General features: G+C 66.5%; 22 protein-coding genes. 11 read left to right on the top strand and 11 right to left on the bottom strand.

Annotated elements, in window-relative coordinates:
• Positions 1–37: 37 nt before the first annotated feature.
• The 3 genes from ABZX02_RS07390 to ABZX02_RS07400 are packed head-to-tail and all read right to left on the bottom strand — an operon-like array spanning position 38 to position 2,339.
• Complete coding sequence (locus ABZX02_RS07390; RefSeq protein WP_355295758.1) at positions 38–979, bottom strand: M56 family metallopeptidase; 942 nt, start codon at positions 977–979, stop codon at positions 38–40.
• On the bottom strand, positions 976–1,329 hold the full coding sequence (locus ABZX02_RS07395; protein WP_355295760.1) for a BlaI/MecI/CopY family transcriptional regulator: 354 nt from the start codon (positions 1,327–1,329) through the stop codon (positions 976–978). Before ABZX02_RS07395 ends, ABZX02_RS07390 begins: the two co-directional genes overlap by 4 nt.
• Positions 1,330–1,355: 26 nt before the next feature.
• Complete coding sequence (locus tag ABZX02_RS07400; protein ID WP_355295761.1) at positions 1,356–2,339, bottom strand: NlpC/P60 family protein; 984 nt, start codon at positions 2,337–2,339, stop codon at positions 1,356–1,358.
• An 86-nt stretch (positions 2,340–2,425) separates the two neighbouring features.
• On the opposite strand from ABZX02_RS07400, the gene ABZX02_RS07405 reads away from it, so the two are divergent.
• Genes ABZX02_RS07405 through ABZX02_RS07430 form a run of 6 tightly spaced genes read left to right on the top strand, consistent with a single transcriptional unit; the run spans position 2,426 to position 5,777 of the window.
• Positions 2,426–3,196 (top strand): DUF3105 domain-containing protein, encoded by a 771-nt coding sequence (locus tag ABZX02_RS07405; RefSeq protein ID WP_355295762.1) that lies wholly within the window; start codon positions 2,426–2,428, stop codon positions 3,194–3,196.
• Positions 3,193–3,618, top strand: a complete 426-nt coding sequence (locus ABZX02_RS07410) for a hypothetical protein (protein WP_355295764.1) — start codon at positions 3,193–3,195, stop codon at positions 3,616–3,618. Before ABZX02_RS07405 ends, ABZX02_RS07410 begins: the two co-directional genes overlap by 4 nt.
• An 8-nt stretch (positions 3,619–3,626) precedes the next feature.
• On the top strand, positions 3,627–3,863 hold the full coding sequence (locus tag ABZX02_RS07415) for a hypothetical protein (protein ID WP_355295766.1): 237 nt from the start codon (positions 3,627–3,629) through the stop codon (positions 3,861–3,863).
• A gap of 34 nt (positions 3,864–3,897) precedes the next feature.
• A complete protein-coding gene (locus ABZX02_RS07420; protein ID WP_355295768.1) occupies positions 3,898–4,428 on the top strand; it encodes a hypothetical protein in 531 nt (176 codons plus the stop codon).
• Positions 4,429–4,482: 54 nt separating this feature from the next.
• Positions 4,483–5,217 carry a YcnI family protein gene (locus ABZX02_RS07425; RefSeq protein WP_355295770.1) on the top strand — a complete coding sequence of 245 codons (735 nt, stop codon included), beginning with the start codon at positions 4,483–4,485 and terminating at the stop codon, positions 5,215–5,217.
• Positions 5,214–5,777, top strand: coding sequence for a copper resistance CopC family protein (locus ABZX02_RS07430; protein ID WP_355295772.1), 564 nt, complete (start codon positions 5,214–5,216; stop codon positions 5,775–5,777). The genes ABZX02_RS07425 and ABZX02_RS07430 overlap by 4 nt, the downstream gene beginning before the upstream one ends.
• Before the next feature lie 48 nt (positions 5,778–5,825).
• On the opposite strand, the gene ABZX02_RS07435 is transcribed toward ABZX02_RS07430, so the two are convergent.
• The gene (locus ABZX02_RS07435) at positions 5,826–6,341 is read right to left on the bottom strand and encodes a hypothetical protein (protein WP_355295774.1); all 516 of its coding nucleotides are present in this window, start codon (positions 6,339–6,341) and stop codon (positions 5,826–5,828) included.
• A 140-nt stretch (positions 6,342–6,481) separates the two neighbouring features.
• Here ABZX02_RS07435 and ABZX02_RS07440 point away from each other — a divergent pair, with 140 nt between their 5' ends.
• Positions 6,482–8,050: a cytochrome c biogenesis protein ResB gene (locus ABZX02_RS07440; RefSeq protein WP_355295776.1), complete on the top strand. Its 1,569-nt coding sequence runs from the start codon at positions 6,482–6,484 to the stop codon at positions 8,048–8,050.
• On the opposite strand, the gene ABZX02_RS07445 is transcribed toward ABZX02_RS07440, so the two are convergent.
• The 5 genes from ABZX02_RS07445 to ABZX02_RS07465 all read right to left on the bottom strand — a co-directional run bounded on the left by ABZX02_RS07445 (position 8,034) and on the right by ABZX02_RS07465 (position 12,322).
• Positions 8,034–8,810, bottom strand: coding sequence for a cytochrome c biogenesis CcdA family protein (locus ABZX02_RS07445; RefSeq protein ID WP_355295778.1), 777 nt, complete (start codon positions 8,808–8,810; stop codon positions 8,034–8,036). The two genes, ABZX02_RS07440 and ABZX02_RS07445, sit on opposite strands and share 17 nt — an antisense overlap.
• Positions 8,807–9,358, bottom strand: a complete 552-nt coding sequence (locus ABZX02_RS07450) for a TlpA disulfide reductase family protein (RefSeq protein WP_355295841.1) — start codon at positions 9,356–9,358, stop codon at positions 8,807–8,809. Before ABZX02_RS07450 ends, ABZX02_RS07445 begins: the two co-directional genes overlap by 4 nt.
• A gap of 114 nt (positions 9,359–9,472) precedes the next feature.
• The gene (locus tag ABZX02_RS07455; protein WP_355295779.1) at positions 9,473–9,871 is read right to left on the bottom strand and encodes a hypothetical protein; all 399 of its coding nucleotides are present in this window, start codon (positions 9,869–9,871) and stop codon (positions 9,473–9,475) included.
• Between the two features lie 33 nt (positions 9,872–9,904).
• On the bottom strand, positions 9,905–11,884 hold the full coding sequence (locus ABZX02_RS07460; RefSeq protein WP_355295843.1) for a cation-translocating P-type ATPase: 1,980 nt from the start codon (positions 11,882–11,884) through the stop codon (positions 9,905–9,907).
• A 39-nt stretch (positions 11,885–11,923) separates the two neighbouring features.
• Complete coding sequence (locus ABZX02_RS07465; protein ID WP_355295781.1) at positions 11,924–12,322, bottom strand: metalloregulator ArsR/SmtB family transcription factor; 399 nt, start codon at positions 12,320–12,322, stop codon at positions 11,924–11,926.
• Positions 12,323–12,482: 160 nt separating this feature from the next.
• On the opposite strand from ABZX02_RS07465, the gene ABZX02_RS07470 reads away from it, so the two are divergent.
• Entirely contained in the window at positions 12,483–12,935 is a 453-nt protein-coding gene (locus ABZX02_RS07470; RefSeq protein WP_355295783.1) for a DUF488 domain-containing protein, read from the top strand.
• On the opposite strand, the gene ABZX02_RS07475 is transcribed toward ABZX02_RS07470, so the two are convergent.
• On the bottom strand, positions 12,932–13,765 hold the full coding sequence (locus tag ABZX02_RS07475) for a hypothetical protein (RefSeq protein WP_355295784.1): 834 nt from the start codon (positions 13,763–13,765) through the stop codon (positions 12,932–12,934). The genes ABZX02_RS07470 and ABZX02_RS07475 overlap by 4 nt on opposite strands.
• A 563-nt stretch (positions 13,766–14,328) precedes the next feature.
• On the opposite strand from ABZX02_RS07475, the gene ABZX02_RS07480 reads away from it, so the two are divergent.
• A complete protein-coding gene (locus tag ABZX02_RS07480; protein ID WP_355295786.1) occupies positions 14,329–15,117 on the top strand; it encodes a hypothetical protein in 789 nt (262 codons plus the stop codon).
• Positions 15,118–15,272: 155 nt separating this feature from the next.
• Positions 15,273–16,682, top strand: coding sequence for a DUF1996 domain-containing protein (locus tag ABZX02_RS07485; RefSeq protein WP_355295845.1), 1,410 nt, complete (start codon positions 15,273–15,275; stop codon positions 16,680–16,682).
• A 213-nt stretch (positions 16,683–16,895) separates the two neighbouring features.
• On the opposite strand, the gene ABZX02_RS07490 is transcribed toward ABZX02_RS07485, so the two are convergent.
• Complete coding sequence (locus tag ABZX02_RS07490; protein WP_355295788.1) at positions 16,896–17,828, bottom strand: hypothetical protein; 933 nt, start codon at positions 17,826–17,828, stop codon at positions 16,896–16,898.
• Positions 17,829–18,430: 602 nt separating this feature from the next.
• Here ABZX02_RS07490 and ABZX02_RS07495 point away from each other — a divergent pair.
• Positions 18,431–20,629: a hypothetical protein gene (locus ABZX02_RS07495; protein ID WP_355295790.1), complete on the top strand. Its 2,199-nt coding sequence runs from the start codon at positions 18,431–18,433 to the stop codon at positions 20,627–20,629.
• Positions 20,630–20,857: the final 228 nt, after the last annotated feature.

The following is a 20,857-nucleotide window of genomic DNA, read 5'->3' on the forward strand; positions in this document are numbered from 1 at the left end:
AAGGGGCGGACCGACTCGGTCCGCCCCTTCGCCGCACCTACAGCGGAAGAATCAAGGGACACAACGCGAAGGCCGCCACCGCGAGCAACGCAGTCCCGACAACCATCGGCAACGCCATCGCGGCCGCCCCCGCGAACCACGTCCGCGCGCCGGAGAACTGAGGTCCGCCGAGATTGCGCAGACGCAGCTCCACGCAGTCGCCCGCCATCGCCAGCGCAGTGGGAGGCGTCGCGCCGCCGGTCATGGTGACCAGCGCTGACCGCACCGCGTCGGCGCCGTGCATTCGAGCAGCGGTGGCGTCCGCGGCGAGCTCGACCAGGGCCGCGACCAGCTCAGGAGAACGGCGGGTCAACGGCGTCCACGGCACCGCGGAGGCAAGAGCCTTCGCGAACCCGACCAGCAGGTGGTGGTGGCCGAGGATGTGCGCACGCTCGTGCTCGATCACCGCGGCCACCGATGCCTCGCTCAGGTGCTGGTTGAGACCATCGGTCGCCACGATCAGCGCCGGGCGACCGGCCAGGCTGTAGGCGAGCGGCCGGTCGTGCGGGATCCACCACGTCGGGATCGCACCGGGTTGCTCCTGCGCGACGAAGTTCAGCGCGTCCCTCTGCTTGCGCTGCAACCGCCCCTGCGAGCGGTGGTGCCGCACGAGCGACAGGGCGAGCTTGACCACCACGCCGAGCAGGATCGCCGCGAAGAGCAGTCCCGCGATCTCCTCCGTCCGGGGTGAGCCGCCGTGCTTCAACGTCTGCCAGCACTGGTGCACGAGCCCGACCAGCAACGGCGCCGGGCCGTGGCCGGGCAGCACCGCGATCACGACCGCTGCGGTGACCGTCGTCAGGCACCCGGCGACCATCATCAGCCAGCCGGTCAGCAAAGCTCCGGCCGGCGCCCGCAGCACCAGCAGGCGGTCCAGCATCCGGGGGCCCGTCCAGGCCACGGTCAACGCGCCCAGCAGGAGCGCGACGGCGACGGTCATCGGCGCTTCCGCAAGGCCTTGCGGAGCACGTCGGCCTCCTCCTCGGACGCCGACCGCGCGAAGTGCAGCAGCACCCCGGCCGGGTCGTCGGTCGACTCGAGGACGGCCCGCAACGCTCTGGCCGCCGCCTCCTCACGACTCAGCGCGGCCCGGTAGTGGAACGCCCGGCTGACCTTCTCGCGTTCGACCCAGCCCTTGCGGTGCAGGTTGTCCAGCACCGTCATGACCGTCGTGTACGCCAGTTCCCGTTCCTTCGACAGCTCTTCGAGCACGTCGCGGACCGTCCGGTCGCCGTCACCGCGCCACAGCACGTCCATGACCGCCGACTCGAGCTCACCCAGCCCCTGCATGGCACCTCCGTCCGGGAAGAATACGGTCACCCGGCGATGCGCCGCGCTCCCATGAGGTGCCCGTCGCCACGGCTCGAGCGGATGTCGACGACCTGACCGTCGGTCGGCGAGTCGACCATCTTCCCTTCGCCCACGTACATCGCGACGTGGTGGATGGTCGCGGGATTGCCGGTGCCGTCGTCGTAGAACAGAAGATCGCCGGGCACCAGCGCGTCGAGCGCGACCGCCCGGCCCGCGTTGAACTGCGCCGCCGCGACCCGAGGCAACGTGATGCCCGCCTGCTTGTACGCCCACAGCATCAGGCCGGAGCAGTCGAACCGGTCCGGGCCCGTGCCGCCCCAGAGGTAGAGCGACCCGCGCTTCGACAGCGCCGCCTGCAACGCCGTGTTGGCCGCGCCGGGCGGACCGAGGTAGCTGCCGTTGTCCTTGACCTTGCCCAGTCCGCTGCGGACGGAGGGGTCCAGCGCGCCGAGCGCGGCTTTGACCTCCTTGATCTTGCCGTCGAGCTCCTTCTGCTTGCCCTCGACCTCGCCGACCAGCTTCTCCGCCGCCGCAGTGGCCTCCTGGGCCTGCTGACGGGCGTTCTCGGCGGTGGTGACCGCGGCGGCCAGTCTCGAGAGCGCCTCGGCGTTGTCAGCGGCGATGAGGTCCATCGCAGACAGCCGTTCGAGGAAGTCCTGTTGCGAGTCTGCGACGAGCATCGCGGACAGCTTGGTGAGCCGAGCGCCCTCGAACGACGCCGAGGTCAGCACGTCGACCTGCTCGCGGAACCTGCCTTCCTCGCTCTTGGCCCACTTCTCCGCCTCGTCGGCCTTGGTCAGGTCGGCGCGCTTGGCCGTCAGGTCCTCGCGGGCCTTGAGCAGGTCCTCGTTCGTCTTCGCCGCCTGCGCGCCCAGTTCGTTGTAACGGGCTAATGGGTCCTGAGCGGGCTGCGCGGACGCGGGTACGACCGCGACCGTCACAAGAGCGCTGGTCAGAGCCATCGGCAGGAGTCGCCGCTGTACCGGCACCTTGCCTCCATCTACTAGGTGGCATAGTTTCCGCAGCGAGTTTAGTACTAGGGTCATTAGTAATTGACAACCGGTGGGAGCTGGGGATGACGAGTGGCCGCAAAACCAAGCAACGGCGCGCCAAGAAGCCGATCGTCAGCACCAAGGCCACACCATGGGGCACGATCATCGCCGTCGTAGCCGTACTCGGGCTGGCCGGCGGCGTGTTCGGCTACGCGTTCACCCAGATCTCCGCGAACAACGACCGCGAGGCCGCTCTGGCCCAGTGGAAGCCCTCGGACACGAACAAGGACCCGTCCGACAAGATCACGGGCGTCGTGAAGAAGGAGTTCCCGGCCGCCAAGCACGTGCAGCCGACCGAACGCGTCGCCTACGAGCACAACCCGCCCATCGGCGGCGCGCACGACGGCCAGTGGGCCGACTGCACCGGCGTCGTCTACGACAAGGCCGTGCGCAGCGAGAACATGGTCCACTCGATGGAGCACGGCGGGTTGTGGATCGCCTACAACCCCGACCAGGTCACCGGCCCGGCGTTCGACAAGCTGAAGTCGAAGGTCGAGGGCATCTCGTACACGATGCTGTCGCCGTTCCCCGGCCTCGACAAGCCGATCTCGTTGCAGACGTGGGGACATCAGCTCAAGCTGGACAGTGCCGACGACGAGCGCGTCGACCAGTTCATCTCCTCGTTGCTGCGCAACCCGAACACCTACCCCGAGGTCGGCGCGTCCTGCGAGAACTCGCAGTTCCTCGCGAACCCGGCCCCGTTCGTCGCGGAGAAGCCCGGCCCGGACGCCGTGCCGGTGAACGGCCGCCCCGAGTCCGAGTCCTCCGCGCCGACGCCGAGCGAGGGTCCGTGAACTGGACGCTCCTGCTGATCCTGGCCTTCTTCGGCCTGGCCCTGGTGATCGCCGGCTACCTCGTGGGCACGGCCTCGGCCAAGCCCGCGACGCCGGCGAAACTGCTGAGACATCACGCGATCGCCGTGCGCATGGCGGGCCTGGCGATCCAGCACAGCGACGACCCGGAGATCAGGCGGATCGCGTTCGAGATCGAGACCGACCGCGTCGAACTGATCACCCGAGCGCTCGACCGCACGGACGACAGCCGGATCAGGAAGCTCGGTGAACGGTCGGGCCGCGCGTTCGACGTGGCGTTCCTCAAGCTCATGCTCCGGCACGACCAGACCGAGACGACCTTGGCCAAGAAGGTTCGCGCGGGCCATCGGTCCGAGGTCGAAGAACTCGAGTCCCTGCTCGTCGCGCGCACAGTCCACCACTGAGAGAAACGATGTACGCACACCTGCTCCTCCAGACGATTCCCCTGGCCAGCCACGACGGCGAAGGCAGCACCTGGATCCTCGGGGTGGTGGCCCTGGTGATCGTCACGTGTCTGGTCGCCGTCGGCTTCGCGCAGTACCGCGACCCGAACCGGAAAGCCAATCAGGAGATGCGCCGCATGCTGGTGGGCAACGGCCCGCGGCGCTCGTTCGCGACGGAGTCCGAAGAGGACGGAAGATCGACCTGACGTGCATTTTGCGCGACGTGGTTAGCATGGCGCGGTGACCGGACGTCCGGAGCTGCCCAAGACGCTGCGCGTGGTGCGCGGAGGGCTGCTCGCGACGTGCGCGACCGCGCTCACCGTCACAGCTCACGGCATCGGTGGCGGCGACTTCCCGGACGGCGCGATGACGCTCTTCGTCACCGCACTCATCGGTGCCGCCGCCACGGCGTTCGCCGACCGGAAGCGCTCGCCGGTGGCCGTGGTTCTGGCACTCGGCGTCGCGCAGCTCTTCATGCACCTGCTGCTCAACACCGGCGGATCGCACCACGGCCCGTCGGCCGGGCCGGACAGCCTGCGGATGGCGCTGGCGCACGTGCTGGCAGGCGTGCTGCTCGGCGCGTTGCTGGCGAAGGCCGACGCGTGCCTGCTCGGCTTCATCACGGCCGTGCGCCGGACGTTGCCTCTTGTCTTCGCGCCGATCGTCGTACCTCGGACCGTGTCCAGGCCGGTGACCGACTTCGTGGACGTGCTGCACGGCGTCGTCGTGTTCACGTCCGCGAGCAGACGCGGCCCTCCGCTCCCCCGCTGACATCCCCTTCCTACCGGTCCTCTCGGGCCGGTGTTCTGTCATGCGAGGAGCTCCATGTCCCCGAAGTACCCACGCGTGTTCGCGGCGGCCGCGGTCGTCGCGTGCGCGACCACGCTGCTCACCAGCACAGCGGCCTCAGCACATCTGGAACCCGTGCCAGGCCAGGCGGTCAGAGGCAAGTCCGCGACCATCACCTTCAAGGTTCCCAACGAACGCCCTGGCTCCGGCACCGTCTCGGTGCGACTCGACCTGCCCGCCGAGTTCCCGCTGCGCACCGTCCGGACCCGCAGCACCGCGGGCTGGAAGGCCGACGTGGTCAAGGCCAAGCTCGACCCGCCGGTCAAAGTCGGCAACAGCGAGTTCACCGAGGCGTTCCGCAGCATCACCTGGACCGCCGAGGCCGGGACCCGCATCGCTCCCAACGAGTTCGCGGAGTTCGCCGTGACGCTCGGCACGATGCCGGACAACGCCGAGCGGCTCGTGATCAACGCCGTGCAGACCTACGAGAGCGGCGAGGTCGTGAACTGGAACCAGCCTCCGCCCGCGGAAGGCCAGGGCGAACCAGACCATCCCGCGCCCGTGCTCAAGCTCGTCGCCACCGACGCCGAAGCGTCGTCGGACTCGTCCGGCGAGCATGGCACTCCAGCCCCCGCTGCCGCTGCGGCGCCGAGCTCGTCCGCGACCTGGCTCGGCGGCTCCGCCCTCGGGGTGGCCGCCCTAGCACTCGGCATCGCGGCTGGCACCGCCCTGCGTTCCCGCCGCACCACACAGACCGGAGACCCGAAGTGAAGCGCGTCCTGATCCTCCTGCCGATCTTCCTGCTGTCGTTCCTGGCGACCGCTCCACTGGCCTCGGCGCACACCCAGCTGATCTCCAGCGACCCCAAGGACGGCGCCGAGGTCGCCGCGCCACCGCAGCAGATCACGCTGACGTTCAACGAGCCCATCCAAGTCGACCAGACCACCGTCACCGTCACCGGTGCGGACGGCACCGCGTGGACCGTCGGTCAGCTCACCGGCAAGGACGCCTCGCTGCTCGTCCCGGTCACACCGGCCGGTCCGGCAGGCGTCTACACGCTCAACTACAAGATCGGCTCGGCGGACGACCACGCCGTGACCGGAGCGGTGAAGTTCACGATGACCGTTCCGCTGACCACCACGACCACTCCGCCCCCGACCACGACGACCACGCCGAGCTCGGCCGCACCCTCGATCGCCCCGGCGGCTGACGCGCAGACCGATCAGAGCAGCGGAATGCCCTGGTGGGTATGGCTGATCGTCGCCGTGGGCGTGGTCGGCGCGGTGGGCGCCATTCTGTTCATCAGGAAGCGCTCGACCACGTCTGCATGATCCTCGTCCACACGGGACGCCACCCGGTGTCCCGTGTGGACCACAACCTCAGGGGCGGACCTTCTCCCCCACGGGCGTGACGGCGAACCACTGGCTGTCGACCCCGTTCCCGTTGAGATCGCCGGCCTGCTCGTCGTCGACGTACCGGTAGAGCGGTCGTCCGGCGACGGTGACCTGCAACGTGCCGTCGTCACGTTTCATCGTGCCCACAAGGGATTTGTCGACACCCTTGAGGTCGAACTGGCTGCCGGGGGCGAGAAGAGGCGGCCACACCAGGACGCACTCGTCGTTGCAGCTGGACTTGGGCGGGTTCGTGGAGTCCTTCTCGTTGCGGTACAGCGTGTACTTCTGGCTGTCGGCGAGGATCTCGCCGCCGCCCGTCAGCTGGACCACCTGCAAGGTCGCGATGTCGCCGGGAAGAACCCGAGTGCTGCTGCCCGCGCCGACGGCGGGGCCGGCCGCCTGCTGCTCGGTCCCGTTCGGAGCGGATCCGCTCTCACCTTCTGCTGAGCAAGCAGCGGTCAGCAGGAGCGCTACGAGCACGACGACATGCCTTCTGCTCACGGTGGTTCCCTTCAACGGCGGATGTCCCTCTCAGGTGACTACGGACACCGGCCGACAGCCGTTCACCACTATGCTGGATAGTAGATACCGAAGCGTGAAGCCGACGTGTCGATGACGGACGAACGAAAGCGGTTCACCTGATGCCGCCCAGCATTCTTGGCACCACAGTCCCGTTCCTGCGCAACGCGTGGCGTGGTCTCACGTCCATGCGGACCGCCTTGACCCTGCTCTTCCTGCTTTCACTGGCCGCGATGCCCGGTGCCCTGCTGCCGCAGCGTTCTCTCAACGCGGTGCGGGTGGACCAGTACATCGTGGCGAACGGCTGGTGGGGCCGGCTGTTGGATCGGCTGCAGTTCTTCGACGTCTACGCCAGCTACTGGTTCTCCGCCGTCTACGTGCTGCTCTTCATCTCGCTGATCGGCTGCCTGCTGCCCAGAACCGCGGAGTACGTGCGGCAGATGCGAGCCAAGCCAGTGCTCACGCCTCGCAACCTCGCTCGAATGCCACACCACGCGGCAGCCGAGGCGTCGCGCACACCCGAAGAAGTAGTCGCCCAAGCCGGACACCGACTCCAGGGCTGGCGGCGCACCGTTCGCGAAGAACCCGGTGGTGTGCGCACCATCAGCGCCGAACGTGGCTATCTGCGCGAAGCGGGCAACCTGGTGTTCCACTTCTCCCTGCTGGGCCTGCTCGTGGCGTTCGCGCTGGGCAAGATGTTCAACTACGAGGGCCAGGTCATCGTCCAGGCCGACGGCGGCCAGTTCTGCAACTCCGGTGTCTACAACTACGACTGGTTCCGGCCCGGTCTGCGCGTGGACGGCACCCAGCTGACTCCGTTGTGCGTCAAGGTCGACGGCTTCACCGCCCGCTATCTGTCCAACGGCCAGCCCGAGAGCTTCCGCGCGGACATCGGTTACCAGTCCGGCGCGGATCTGGACAACAACACCTGGAAGCCGTACGCGTTGGAGGTCAACCGGCCCCTGCGGACTGCGGGCGACCGCGTCTACCTGCTCGGCCACGGCTACACGCCACTGTTCACCGTCACCTTCCCGAACGGCGAAGTCCGCACCGGTGCAACGCAATGGCGGCCAGTGGACCCGATCACGCTGGCCTCGGAAGGCGCCACGAAGTTCGACCCGCCGAACATGGCCGACGGCGACCAACGCCGCCGCAACCAACTCGCGATCACCGGCCTGCTCGCACCGACCGCCGAGTTCCGCGACAAGGTGCTGACGTCCGCGTTCCCCGCCGCCAACGACCCGGCGGTCGCCGTCGACGTCTACCGCGGCGACCTGGGCACCGACTCCGGGCGAGGCCAGTCGATCTTCTCCATCGACCAGCGGATGGTCGACAACGGCGGCCTGGTGAGGGTGGCCCGGCAGAACCTGCGCGTCGGCGAGGACCTGCGCCTCGACGACGGCACGGTGATCCGCTTCGACGGCGTGCGCGACTGGGTGTCGATCCAGATCTCGCACGACCCCACGCAGGGGTGGGTGCTGGTGTTCTCCGCGCTGATCACCGTCGGCCTGGGCACGTCGCTGACCATCAAGCGCCGCCGCGTCTGGGTGCGCGCGACCCCGAACGCGGACGGACGCACCCTCGTCGAGGTAGGCGGCCTCGCCAGAACCGATCAGGCCGGCTACGGCGAGGAGTTCACCAGGATCTCCCGCGACCTGCTCCTGCCCGACCCAGTCACAAAGGCGTGCTGAAGCCAGAGATGGGCCCGCGCAGCCAGATGATCGCCTCACCCCACAGCCCGGTCACCAACAACACTCCGACGGCGAGCAACAGCACCCCGCCGGTGAGCTGAACCGCCCTCGTGTGGCGCCTCAGCCAGCTCGCCGTGGTGATCGCCCAGCGCGCGGACACTGCCAGCAGCACGAACGGCAGCCCCAGCCCCAGGCAGTACGCCAGGACGAGCACAAGGCCCCGCCACACCGGCGGACCCGCCTGGGTTCCGCTGGCCAGCGCGATCACCCCGGCCAGGGTGGGCCCGAGACACGGCGTCCAGCCGAGGCCGAACACCGCACCGAGCACAGGAGCACCCCAGATCCCCCGTTGCGGCCGGTGACGCAGCCGCACATCGCGTTGCAGCGAGGGGATGAAGCCCAAGAACGCCAAGCCCATCGCGATCGTGACCATGCCCCCGATGCGCTGCAACAACAACTCGTTGGCGAGCAGCGCGTCAGAGACGCCCAACACCGTGAGCACCGCAGCCCCGAACACGACGGCGAAGCCCGCCACGAACAACAGCGCGGCACCGGCGACACGCCAGCGCCCTGCACGAACCTGCGCGGGATCGGTGTCCACCGCTGGAGCGTCCGCGCCGACAAGCCCCGCGAGGTAGGCCAGGTAGCCGGGTACCAGCGGGATGACGCACGGAGAGGCGAACGAAATCGCCCCCGCAGCCAAGGAAATCAACGCGGCCAGCAGCAGCGGACCGGAGACGGCGATGTCGGTGGGGTTCATGGAGTCGCCTCAGCCGCGACACGCTGCACGACCGGAAGCAGGTCGTCACGCACCAGCGCGGTCAAGAAGACGGCAGCGACGCGGTGTTGACGGTCCAGCACGATCGTGGCGGGCACGGTGTTGCGAGGAAAGCCCTTCAACGCCAGCAAAGAACGCCCGGACGAATCGAAGATCGAGGGGTAGGTGACTCCGAAGTTGCGCATGAAGTCCTGACCGGCGGCACGGTCGTCGCGCACGTCGACCCCGAGGAAGCTCACCCCGGACTCCTTCGTCCCGGTGTAGACCGCCTCCAGATCGTCGGCCTCGGCACGGCAGGGCCCGCACCATGACCCCCACACGTTGAGGACTACGACCTGACCGGTGAAGTCAGCCAGCAAGATCTGCTTGTCCGGCTCCATCAGACTCTCACCGGCAAGTCCCGCCACCGTCCCCCGTTGCGACGGCGGATCGTAGAAGATCTTGGTCTGTCCTCCCGGCGCCACGAACTCGAACGTCCCGCCGGGAACAACGGCGTCTTTTCCAGTGGCACAACCAGTGACGAGCAGCATCGCCGCGATGGTCACGGCCAATCGATGGTTCAACGTGGACAGCACGAACTCAAGCCTCCGAGTGTGACGGCGAAAGGAAGGTCGATTCCCCGTGCGGAACGGGGAAGACTCGGCCTAAGCGCGCAGCACGCAGAGAACGTCCAGATCAGGAGTCGGGCGCCGACGACGGAAGACAGGCCGCCTGCCGCCAGGACGCGTCAGCACGGCGATCAACCGGCTCAGCCGCTCGAGCCCCGCCATCACGAACAGCACCACGAGAAGAACAACAACGCAGAGCCCGACCAGACCAGCCGGGGCGTTCAACGGCGTTGACGAAGCCGCAGCTTCCACTTGATCGACGGAAGCGGCATCGCTCGACACGACTACGGAAATTGTGCCGTGGCCCGAAACATCAACGCGATCCAGGCAGGGAGCGGCCTGCACCACGATCAAGCCGAACAAGACGCCGAGCACGACCACCAGGCGCACAACGCCTGGCGCAGTCGTCGTGGCAAGGCGCCTTCCGTTCAACACGAACACCAGGATAGAGGTGCCTTGCAGGAGGGATCAGCAGGCGTCGCAACAGCCGGAGTCGCCCTGCTTGTTGCCCACGACCGTGAGGTTCAACGCCTGCGGTGTAGCTGGAGCGACCGCGGTCACCTCGGGCAACGGTGTGCTCTTGGCCGCCCGAATCGCGTTGACGATGACCAGCACCTCGGCGAACTCGTGCACGAACACCACCGTCGCCAGACCCATGACCCCGAACGCCGCCAACGGGATCAACACCCCGATGATCGCCAACGAGAACCCGACGTTCTGCAGCATCACGCGACGCGCGTGCCGTGCGTGCGCCAGAACCTGAGGCAGGTGCCGGAGGTCCTCGCCCATCAACGCCACGTCCGCGGTCTCGATCGCCACGTCCGTTCCCATGGCGCCCATGGCGATACCGACGTCGGCGGTCGCCAGCGCAGGAGCATCGTTGACGCCGTCGCCGACCATGGCGATCCTGCGACCGTTGCGCAGCCGCTCGACCAGGGCGGCCTTGTCCTCGGGCAGGAGCTCGGCGTGGACGGTCGAGATGCCCGCCTGACCGGCCAACGCCGTTGCGGTGGCGGTGTTGTCGCCGGTGAGCATCGCGGTGTCGATGTTCAGCCCACGCAGGCTGCTGACGACCTCGGGAGCCTCGTCGCGCAACTCGTCGCGAACCGCGACAGCGCCGAGCAGAACCCCATCCCGCTCCAACAGCACCACGGTTGCGCCCGCCCGCTGAAGGCGGTCGACCTGGCCACCTAACGCGCCGGCGTCCACCCACCCCGGCTTGCCCAGCCGGATCGAAGCGCCGTCGAGAGTTCCGGTGAGTCCGCGCCCAGGCACCGCGGTGACGTCGTCAGCGGCAGGAACAGCTGCCGAGGCCTGCAAGATCGCGCGCGCCAGCGGGTGCTCGCTGCGGGCTTCGAGCGCGGCCGCGGTCGCCAGCACCTGCTCGCGCGTTGCCTCCCCAGCAGTCAGGACGTCGATGACGCGCGGAGCGTTGCGGGTCAGCGTGCCGGTCTTGTCCAACGCGACCGTGCCGATGCGGCCCAGTTCCTCCAGCGCGGCGCCGCCCTTGATCAGCGCCCCCTGCCTGCTCGCCGCCCCCACAGCGGCAACGACGGTGAGCGGAACGGAAATCGCCAGCGCACAAGGCGAAGCGGCCACCAGCACGACCAAAGCGCGTTCGAGCCACAACATCGGTTCGCCGAACAGCGCCCCGAGGCCGGCGATGAGGGCGGCCAAGACCATGATCGCCGGAACGAGCGGACGCGCGATGCGGTCAGCCAGCCGCTGCCCGGCGCCCTTCCGATCCTGGGCCTCTTCGACGATGTGCACGATCCGCGCGAGCGAGGAGTCGGACGCCCGGGACGTCACCTCGACCTCGATCGCGCCGCCACCGTTGATCGCACCGGCGTGCACGACGTCGCCAGGCCCGGCCTCCACCGGCACCGACTCACCGGTGATCGCCGACAGGTCCAGGTTGGTGTGGCCGGTCCGGATGACCCCGTCGGTCGCGGCACGCTCACCGGGCCGCAACACCATCCGGTCGCCGACCACGAGCTCGTCCGGCGAGACCTGCAGCTCGGTCCCGTCCCGCAGCACCGACGCGGTAGGCGGCACCAGCCCGAGCAGGGCACGCAGGCCACGACGTGTCCGCACGATCGCGTAGTGCTCCAGGCCCTCCGCGATCGAGAACAACACGCCGAGCATCGCGGCCTCGGTGAACTGCCCCAGAGCCACGGCACCTATAGCGGCGATGGTCATCAGGGTGCCGACCCCGACCCGACGCCGCAGCAGGCCACGCACCGCGCCCGGCACGAACGAGGCCGCACCCACCACGGCCGACGCCAACGTCAGCCCGTCGCCCACCAGCTCCGCGCCCGTGGACCCGATCCACCACCCAACAGCCAGAAGCACCGCAGCGACAGCGGCCAGCTGGAGTTCGCGGACCTGCCACAGGCTTCCCGGCCCCTCGTCGGGACCGTGTTCGTCACCCTGCCCCGTCGTCCGCACGCTCAACTCCTGCGGCCCGCAGCACTCCTCAGCCACGACTCACCCCTTCAACGCTCCACCGTCACCCGCAGGCACGACCTGCTCCGTCCGCACTTCGAGAACCGCGGTGACCAACGCGCGCCCGCGACCGGTCAGCGCGTACATCACCAACCGCCCGTCACGCCGAGACGACACCAGCCCGCCGATCTTGAGCTGCCGCAGGTGGTGCGACGTCAGGTTCTGAGCCGCACCCACTACCCAAGAGGCGTCGCACACGCACAACTCGCCGCCGGTCAACAACGCAGCCGCGACCCGCAACCTGGTCGGATCGCCCAGCGCCCGAGCTGCAGCTGCCGCCGCCTCCACCACACCCAGCTCGGGCAGACCCGTCCGGATCTCCTCGGCATGTGGCAGATCCAGGCACAACAGGTCACAGGTGTCCCTGCGGTCGTCCGTCACGATTCATCCTAACGTTCGTTGATAAGTTGGAATCTAGTCCAAGTGAGTGTCATCTCAACACTCATCGATATGTTGGCATCGACGTGGGAACTCTCGGCCAGCCAACGGAGGCGGCAAGACCGGTGACGACCGCCCGTCCAGGTTGTGAAAGGGTCGGCGCATGCACGGAACGGCACCAGGCATCGTCGGCACCGGCTACGAAGGGGTTGATCTGGACGCGTTCCTCGCACGCCTCGGCGAACAGCGGATCAACGTCCTCGTCGACGTTCGTTTGACTCCGATCTCCCGCAAGCGAGGTTTCAGCAAGACAGCACTCTCGACCGCGGTCACCTCCACAGGTGCCGAGTACCTGCACTTGCGCGGCCTGGGCAACCCCAAGACCAACCGGGCCGGATTCGGCGGCAGCCTTCAGGAACTCTCCGAAGCCCGTGACCGCTATTCGGCACTGCTCACCGACGAGGCCGCGGAGACCGCGCTGGACCAACTCGTCGAGCTCGCCAAGCACCAGCGCGTGGCGGTTATGTGCTTCGAGGCCGACGAGCAGCGGTGCCACCGCGACGTCGTCCTTCACCAGGTGCGCCTTCGGCTGGAGCGCGACCTCGTCGAGGTCTAGCGCGGCGGCCAGTACACGCCGACCACTCCGAAAACGTGTTGCCGCTTGGCCTGGTTGCCGACGAAGAACACGACGTCCTTGCCAGCAGCACACATCTCGCCGAAGTACCTTTTGCGCAGTTCGACCTTCAACGCGTCGTCACCAAGCTTGACCAACCGGCGCTGAAGGGCCACGAACTCCCAGTCGAGGATGCCCTGGCGATGGCCACCACAGCTGGTCGTCGTGCACTTGTAGCGGTACCAACCCCTGAAGCGCGGAGCCTCCAGGGCCGTGCGGTCAGTGCCGAACATGTCGATCTGACCGACGTACCTGTTGATCTTGTCTTGCTCGTCCGCCGTCCAGCCAGGATGAGACTCAAGGTCGATGCCCTGCACCGAAGCAGGACGGACCGCCGCCAACGAACGGGCCGGCGGACGAGACCTGACCGCGTTCAGCACCTCGCACATCGACTCCTCGACGTACGGCTCGACCAACGGCCGCCTTCTCTTCCAAGGCTTGAGGTAGTCCTGCACCACCAGACTGGTCATGTCCGGCTTCCAGCTCTCGACGCGAGGGTCGTTGCGAGCAGGCTTCACCTTGATCGACACGATGTCGTACTTCCTGAACCGTTGCGCGGACTCCAGATCACGGAAGTTGATCGGATACAGGCGCACCCACCCCGGCGCGTCCAGATCCATGCTCAACCCCGCCACGCAGACGGTCTCGCCATAGGCGGCCGACGGGTTCGGCGCGGCCTTGACCGTGACCAGCACCTGCATTCGACGCCAAGCGTCATCAGCGGCTTTCGCCACCGGCGCCGCATCCGGCCCGAACAGCGACCCTTGACTCACCGCTCCCCCTTTCAGCGATGTTCACCTGGATCGAGTCTGCAACGCCGCACACGCTCGGTCATTCACCCAGCGGAGTACAGAAGGCAGGGGTGAACACAGTGCGTTCAGGTCTAGGCCTAAGCCCCTGCGGCGCGAAGCGTGCGTCACCGAGACCTAACGCCCGGACTGGCTTGAGGCCGCCAAGTTCTCGAACAAACCGACGATGCGGTGGTCAACCGGCATCTGCGGACACGAAGACGCCTGATGGCCGAAGCCGATTCCTCCACATCGGCGGGCTCCAGCGGTAGCCCTGGCCTGACCTTGTCGCCGCCGCAGGACCGGTCGCCGCGCCGGATACGTCCCCGCAGAACCCCCGAACGCGCGCCTGGAGCGAGCTCACCGAACTCTCGATGAACGGTCCCCAACTCACGAAACGCGCGCTCAGGTCTATAGCCCTCGATGCCAGGCCTGGACCGCGCCGGACCAGGTAACGTTTAGATAACACTGAAGTCTCGGATTGAGGCGTACTACTATCTTGGTTCGTAGTTCAGTTCGTGCGACTCCCCACAGACCTGGCAACGCCGATGCGACTCATCGTCGCGCCGGCGGGCGCTGCGCCGGCCGTGCCGCTCACCACCGGAAGCCCAACTGGTCAGGCCGCCAATCCCTCCAGCCCCATCTCAACCTCGCCACCCGGTAGTGGCGGGAGGGGCGACGAGGTCACGCAGACCCGGCGGGGCCCGCTCGGACCTGCCAACCGGAACTTCGTGAACCGGGCCAACCAGACCGAGCTGCGGGAGAAGCCAGCCGGCGAGAGAGGCAAGGCCAAACGGCCAGACCAGCCGAAGATCCAAGAGGCCGGCAAGTACCCCATCGAGAGGCGCACCCTGGTGGCCAACATGGTGAACCGGGCGGGCGTACTGCTCGAAGTCACGTTGCCGCAGAAGGCCACCGACGAGCAGACGGGCTGGCTCACCGAGATAGACGCGGCCAACGGCGACGAGTTCGACTCCGTCTTCACCAACCGACTCCACATAGCTCACGGCAAGGTCTACGCCTATGCCGCGCAGATCCAGGAGCACACCGGACGCGTCGACTTCGGCGCGATCGAGTCGCCGCAACCGCTAGCTTCTCCTCCGAACAGCACCGGGGCACCAGGCGCCAGCGGAGATCAGCAGGCAGCGGACGCGTCGCCCAACCCGACTGACGGCGTGATCCCAACTGCACCAGAGGGCACCCAGGTTCACCCGCACCGCCGAGCAAGGCGTATTCGGCCAGAACAACCGGGTTTTCTTCGGCGCGACAGCGGTGCCAGCACGCGCACTTTCGGAGTGCGAATGATATCCGGGCCCAAAAGTAAATACGAGAAGTAAATATCGATCATACTAACCGAACACCGAAGCTCACCCCGAACGACACGGCCAACCGCCGTCAGCTTCACCATGCCGTTTTATCGGACTACACGAGGTGGCAAATGGCTTTTCACCGGAGGAAATCCACGATCTGGCTGACCGCCGCCGCAGCGGCGATGGCACTGGTCGCTGGCGGTGCCGCGGTGGTGGCTGTCGGTTCGACCGACGGCACGGCGCTTGCCGACGGCGCTCTGGACAAAGGCTTGTTCGTCGACATCACCAAGGTGAAGCCGAACGTCAAGAAACCGAAGCCGGAGAACGACGCCACCACGGGTACGTTCACCGTCGACTGCGGTCGAAACGAGAACGGGCACTTCAACCCGGACAACTTCATCGCGCAGCCCGGTGTCCGCAACGGTGCGCAGCACTTGCACGACTACGTTGGCAACCTGTCGACGAACGCGGACTCGAACAACAAGTCGCTGCAGAAGGCCGGCACGACCTGCAAGAACGGCGACAAGTCCGCTTACTTCTGGCCCGTCATCCGCATCAACAAGGCCGAAGACGACGAGGAGAAGACACCGCCGAAGAAGGACGACAAGGCGCAGCAAGACAAGGACAAGGCCGACAAGGCCGCGCCCGCCGTCGAGTGCCCGGACGTCGCCTCCGCGCTGCCCGAGGACGTCCCCGACGGGGCTCAGGCCGAGATCAGCCGCGAGCTGGAGAACATCGAGAAGCAGATCGACGAGGCCGACAAGCGCATTGCCTCGTCGCAGGGCCAGGGCGGTCCGAACTTCGTGCAGAACGCCGTCCTCGGCCCGCTGAAGGACAAGCGCGCCGCGGTGCTGGACCGCATGGAGATCGCCTTCCGCAGACTGAACCAGCAGGCACCCGAGCTGAAGCAGCTCGCACCCTGCAAGGTGAAGGACCAGAACAACAAGGGCCTCGACAACGGCGGCGAGAACAGCGACAACGCCCAGGCCGAAGGCACCGAGAACAAGAAGAACCAGAACAACGTCGAGGAGAACGCGAACAACGAGCTGCCGGGCAACGAGGGTGAGATCCAGCGCCCAGAAGTCGTCGATCTCCAGTTCCGCGGTTCCCCGACCGGCAAGGTCGTCGCGATGCCGAAGTTCCTGCGCGTGCTCTACGGCGACGCCAAGGCCGGCCAGAACGGCCCGAAGAACGCCAAGGCCTCCTGGACCTGCCAGGGCTTCGAGGACAAGGTCCTGATCGACAAGTATCCGATCTGCCCGCAGGGATCGAAGGTCAAGCGCATCCACGACTTCCCGAGCTGCTGGGACGGCAAGAACATCGACTCCGCCAACCACCGCGACCACATCGTCTTCCCAGACCAGAACGGCAAGTGCAAGAAGGGCTTCAAGGCCGTTCCGCAGCTGCGGATCTCCCTGACCTACAACATCCCCAGGGACGTCCAGCAGGCACGCCTGTACTCGGTCGACTCGTTCCCGGAAGAGGAACACAACCCGCTCACCGACCACGACGACTTCGCGAACGTGATGTCCCAGAAGATCATGAACCGCCTGGTCAACTGCGTGAACACCGGCAAGAAGTGCCGCGAGTGAGGTTGTTCGAGTAAGCGGAATCCCCGCTGCCGTCTCCTGCGGCAACGGGGATTTCGTTGCTGCAGATGAGGATGCCACTGGGCTCGTTTGGAACTGACTCCGAACCAGGCGTGCGGATTCCCGCACCGGCATTGGCTCGCTGCGCACCGGCCGCGCCACGCGAATCATCAGCCGCCTCTTCGACGAGCGCTAGCGTTCCCTAGCCGTCGCAGGTCAACGATCGCGATAGAGGTCCTCGTCTGGCTGCAGCCACTCATAAGCATCCTCAACCTCTAGCTGGACAGGTGCATCAAGCTTGAGAAGTTCCATTTCCTCTCGACCGAGGCTGATTCCGCATACGGCGCACTCATAGCCGTCAACATAGGCGGTGACGCGGGGACCAACTCCTTCGCCGTCGTCTTCCCAGTCGATCGAAACTTGACCGCGGACCCATCCCCGTCCCTCGCAAGCAGGACAGGACTCAGCTCTTTGCTCATAGTCCGCATGCCATGGGTAGGGGTTGTGGGCACCGATGGTTTCAATCACGGCACCTCGCTGCACGCCCTCAATCCCAGCCAGCCGATCGAGGAAAGTCCTTTTCGCCCGGGCGATCTTCGCCGTGAGTCCCAGCCGTAGCTCTGTCGTGCGTTCGTCCAGAAGGTCATCTCGAAGTTGACCATAGCTGCCCCAGTAGCGCGACGCCCAGTCGTCGACCTCGTTCAGCTCCTCGATGGCAGCCAAGACCGGGACAGCAAGCCTGATTACGGTCGTGAGCACGGATCGTGCTTCAGCATCGTCGTGGTAACCAACATGAGCGACTCCATTGCGCGCCGCCAAGACCGGCTCGAACTCCTGTACAGAAACAGAGATTTTGGGGATCAGCCGTTTAACACGATCGAATGCGGCCTTCAACCCGATCGTCTTGGTGCGTGAGCGAGGAATTCCTGAGCGGCTACCGTGACCAGTGGCGTGCAGCAAGGACTCCCAGTGCTTGTCATCAACGATGTGGGCCGGGTGTAGCGACGCCAGGTACGCCTTGAGCAGATGCTCTGTCGCGACACCAATGTGGTGGACGACGAAGTCCTCCGAGCCGTCGTCACGTGAGAACGCGTCCAACCCAGCCATCATCCAGCGTTGCGATGACGAGAAAATTTCTCTCGGTTCCACGGATCGACTCTACTGGTAGCCAGCGGTACAAGCCGACTAAGTTGCAGCAGCCGTAGTTGCGATCCGGCCGCCGACCAAGACAAGCCGATACGCCAAGCCGACGGAAGAGCGTGTGCAGCATCTGGTGAGCTGTGCAGCACGCCGGCAGCGACGGTCAACATCGTCATCGCCTGCAAGCAGGTGCTTGCCTGCTGCGCTGGTTCGGCTGCCACCACAGGGGCCCGCGATTGGTCCGTTGAGCGTGTCGCGTCCAACGCGCCCGTACCAAGTGCTGCCAAGCGAGTTCTGTCGCTAATGGGCTCGTTTCGTGGAGGCCCAGCCACCCCACTCGACTACGCGGCAACCGCGACTTCCTCAAAGCATGACCACGATGGCACCAAACGGAAGTGACAGGTTGTTCGGGTGGGCCCCACTTCTCGGCGACCAGGCGCTGGTGTCAACGCACCACGTGCCTGGCGACACCAGACGATGGTCCCGCAACGATGCCGATAGCCGATGCACCAGCGCATCGCTGACAATCTCCCCACGACGCCCGCAGCTTCGCCACGTCCACCTCAGATGCATCATCGGGCTATCGTTCGAATCCGGACTACGCTCCTACGATGATCGGCGAGTCCTACCCGAGGGCGCACGCGCACCTCCGTTCCGCACTCGACGCCAAGTCCCAGCTGAGCGCCCTCTGGGGCGACCTACTCGACGATGAGTTTCTCGACCAAGGCGTGGTCGTAGAACCTGATGGAACTGGGTATCTCACCGTCTACGCAAGCTGGCCCTATGGCGCTAAAGAGGAACTGACTAGGCTCTTCCGCACCGTCATCGACGAACTGTGGGCGTGTCTGGACTCGCTCGTCGTGGAGTCGACCGAGATCTTCGCTGTGCGGCAACGGTTGCAGGACTCCGAGCGCCCAAGGTTCTTTCCTCTCGCGGACTCGCACGAGTCGCTGGAGGAACTGCTGTCCGAAGCGTGCCTCAACGGCGTGCTCAGAACGCAAGCACAGATGATCATCGACTGCCAGCCGTTCCGCGACGAGCCTGATGACGAACGAGTGCAAATCTTCCGCAAGGGCCTGAAACAGCTGCTCGACTGGACGCACAGCCTCGACGAAGGCGCAGAGGTCGGAGCGTGGGTTACGCCAGTCGAACCTCAAGTCTTCGTGCCGGCTCCAGCTCAACTGGTCGACCTGCGGGCCGCTGAACCGGGCGAGCTGCTCGATGTCCGTGAAGCGGCCCACTTCGAGGTCGACGACTACGCCGAACACATCAACGTCACCGGTGTCACCGGAACCTACGTCGACCTCGGATTCGCGGCCGGGTACGACCCCGTTTCCCCAGACGACACTTTCAGCGAACGCGTCGACGCGGTCCTCGACGTGGTGGTCCGATTCGCGTTGTCATTCGAATGGCTCGCGTCGCAGGTCCCCGGCTCACGCACCCTCACCGGCTCACGGCAACGTCCGCCAGTATGGCGAGACGCGCGGCTGTCGCCGCGCCAGTGGACCGAGGAAGAACTGGACCAACTCGCACAATCCGACTTCGGGGTTGGAGTCGTGCGCGGCACCGAAGAGCGCACCCTGATCGTGCGTACCGCCCAGGGCGTCTTCGAGCGATCAATCCCGTCGGCCGCGCCGCTGCATCGTCACGCCACTCACGGAGTCGCGGCAGAACTCGCGACCCAGGACGCCGCGGCAACATGGGGACTGCCCGACTTCGTGATGTCCCCGATGGTCGAGCGGAAAGGGCGAGGGGTCCGGGAGATCAGCGACGGCCTGATCATCACTGGCACCCACGGACTCGTCATTCAGGTCAAGGCGCGTGACACCGAACCCGCCGACACTGCCAAAGAGACCAACTGGCTGAACAAGAAGATCATCGCCGGACACAAGCAGGTGGAAGGCACCGCCCGGAACTTGTCGAGCAAGACCACCACCATGACCAACGGCCGCGGCAGGCAGGTGACTGTCGACGGCCCCACCATCACCTGGACCGGAGTGGTCATCATCGACCACCCATCCCCTCCCATCGGCGTACCGCACCCAGCCCTCCCCGGACGCGTCCCCACCGTCGCGCTCCTCAGGCAGGACTGGGAGTTCCTCTTCGACCAACTGCGGTCGTCGCACGCCGTCATCGCCTACCTCACGCGCGTCGCAGGCACCTCCGGAACCCTAGGAGAAGAACCCGAGCGGTACTACGAACTCGCCGCAGCCGACGCCGCCACCGAGCCCGCTCCGATCGACCCGCGCATACGAGGCATCCAGGTCTCCGTACCGCTCCTACCCGCGGCGCCCGCCGGCACCGACGACCCCGAAGGCCACGACATGCTGCGGATGATGTGCGAGGACATCGCGAACTCGCCAACCAACGAGGTCGACGAAACCCGCCTCCTGCACGTCCTGGCGGCCATCGACGCGCTCCCGATCCTCCACCGCAGCGACCTCGGTCGTCTGCTGCTCAACGGACTCGAACAATTCCGTTCAACCGAGCCCAACACCACCGGCTGGTCCTTCCGCACGATCCACTCCCCGCTGCTGGAAGCACAGCTCGTCTTTGGCACCTGCTCGAAACTGACAGACCTCACCCGAACCGCCTTCCGATCCCGCCTGCTGCTCAGGCATCACGACCTGCGCTCCGAACTCCAGACCCCAGATGAGCTCACGTCCATCGGAGTCTTGCTCACCCGCCGCACAGACGGCCACCGCGAGTGGGACACCACGATGATGGCCATCACCGGCGACCCCGAACTGACGGAGTTGGAGCTCACGACGTTCCGTGACCTCTGGGAACCCAGCACCCAAAACGGGTGATCACCTCGCAGGCTTCAAAGCGCCGCACATGGCAAAGCCACGCGATCGGCGGATTTCCGACCGGGACTGGAACCCTCCGACAGCCGTCGACTCGACGCCAGCGAGTGGGCGCGCAGGTCCTCCGCCTTTCCAGCAACCTGCCTTGAACAGCACAAACACCACCAGAGGCCAAGATCGGTATATCTCATGATAGGATTTTGAGGAATCCTTGGAGGTCCCGTGGTCTCA

The sequence above is a fragment of the Lentzea sp. NPDC003310 genome, from assembly GCF_040610935.1.
Classification (GTDB): domain Bacteria; phylum Actinomycetota; class Actinomycetes; order Mycobacteriales; family Pseudonocardiaceae; genus Lentzea.

What these genes read in the sequence shown, in the direction of transcription:
- ABZX02_RS07390 (WP_355295758.1), bottom strand. Translation starts at nt 979, where the DNA reads ATGACCGTCGCCGTCGCGCTCCTGCTGGGCGCGTTGACCGTGGCCTGG.
- ABZX02_RS07395 (WP_355295760.1), bottom strand. Translation starts at nt 1,329, where the DNA reads ATGCAGGGGCTGGGTGAGCTCGAGTCGGCGGTCATGGACGTGCTGTGG.
- ABZX02_RS07405 (WP_355295762.1), top strand. Translation starts at nt 2,426, where the DNA reads ATGACGAGTGGCCGCAAAACCAAGCAACGGCGCGCCAAGAAGCCGATC.
- ABZX02_RS07415 (WP_355295766.1), top strand. Translation starts at nt 3,627, where the DNA reads ATGTACGCACACCTGCTCCTCCAGACGATTCCCCTGGCCAGCCACGAC.
- ABZX02_RS07425 (WP_355295770.1), top strand. Translation starts at nt 4,483, where the DNA reads ATGTCCCCGAAGTACCCACGCGTGTTCGCGGCGGCCGCGGTCGTCGCG.
- ABZX02_RS07440 (WP_355295776.1), top strand. Translation starts at nt 6,482, where the DNA reads ATGCCGCCCAGCATTCTTGGCACCACAGTCCCGTTCCTGCGCAACGCG.
- ABZX02_RS07445 (WP_355295778.1), bottom strand. Translation starts at nt 8,810, where the DNA reads ATGAACCCCACCGACATCGCCGTCTCCGGTCCGCTGCTGCTGGCCGCG.
- ABZX02_RS07450 (WP_355295841.1), bottom strand. Translation starts at nt 9,358, where the DNA reads ATGCTGCTCGTCACTGGTTGTGCCACTGGAAAAGACGCCGTTGTTCCC.
- ABZX02_RS07470 (WP_355295783.1), top strand. Translation starts at nt 12,483, where the DNA reads ATGCACGGAACGGCACCAGGCATCGTCGGCACCGGCTACGAAGGGGTT.
- ABZX02_RS07480 (WP_355295786.1), top strand. Translation starts at nt 14,329, where the DNA reads ATGCGACTCATCGTCGCGCCGGCGGGCGCTGCGCCGGCCGTGCCGCTC.
- ABZX02_RS07485 (WP_355295845.1), top strand. Translation starts at nt 15,273, where the DNA reads ATGGCACTGGTCGCTGGCGGTGCCGCGGTGGTGGCTGTCGGTTCGACC.
- ABZX02_RS07495 (WP_355295790.1), top strand. Translation starts at nt 18,431, where the DNA reads ATGATCGGCGAGTCCTACCCGAGGGCGCACGCGCACCTCCGTTCCGCA.